Origin of the sequence: Mycobacterium sp. E3198 (assembly GCF_001667015.1) — a bacterium.
Taxonomy (GTDB): Bacteria; Actinomycetota; Actinomycetes; order Mycobacteriales; family Mycobacteriaceae; genus Mycobacterium.
The window spans coordinates 1-575 of the sequence record NZ_LZIS01000201.1; the positions used below are offsets into that span (position 1 = coordinate 1).

2 protein-coding genes are annotated in these 575 nt (G+C 73.4%); one reads left to right on the forward strand and one right to left on the reverse strand.

The genetic code is table 11. The annotated features are described in order from the left end of the window. Positions 1-191 (reverse strand): DUF5130 family protein (locus A5673_RS30680; protein WP_369806511.1); only part of this gene is annotated, 191 nt, incomplete at its 3' end. Between A5673_RS30680 and A5673_RS21695 the strand changes: the two genes are divergently transcribed. Next, the coding region (locus A5673_RS21695) for a DUF5130 domain-containing protein (protein ID WP_068237298.1) at positions 127-575 on the forward strand (449 nt) is incomplete at its 3' end. The genes A5673_RS30680 and A5673_RS21695 overlap by 65 nt on opposite strands.

Consider the following 575-nt stretch of genomic DNA (forward strand, 5'->3'; position numbering starts at 1 on the left):
GCGCTGAGCACGCGGATGGCGCTGACCAGCCCGTCGACCAGGTGGCCCTGCTCGAACGCCGACGAGGCGGCGGCCACGCGCACGGCGGACACGGTGCGGCGGAGTTCTCGGTTGGAGGTGGCGCCAGTGGCACGTGGTGAGGTCGCGACGATCGAGCCCGCCGGGCTGCCCAAGGGGTCGGTGATCACCACCAGCGGACGGGTCTCGGCCGTGACCGAGCCCGGCGAGCTGTCGGTGCACTACCCCTTCCCGACCAAGGACCTGGTCGCCATCGACGACGCGCTGAAGTACGGCTCGCGGTCGTCGCTGGCGCGGTTCGCCATCTACCTGGGCGACCTGGGTAGCGACACCGCCGCGCGGGCCCGCGAAATCCTGGCCCAGGTGCCGACGCCCGACAACGCGGTGTTGCTCGCGGTTTCGCCCGACCAGTGCGCCATCGAGGTGGTCTACGGCTCGGCCGTCAGGGGCCGCGGCGCCGAGTCGGCCGCACCGCTCGGGGTGGCCGCCGCCTCGTCGGCGTTCGAGCAGGGCCACCTGGTCGACGGGCTGGTCAGCGCCATCCGCGTGCTCAGCGC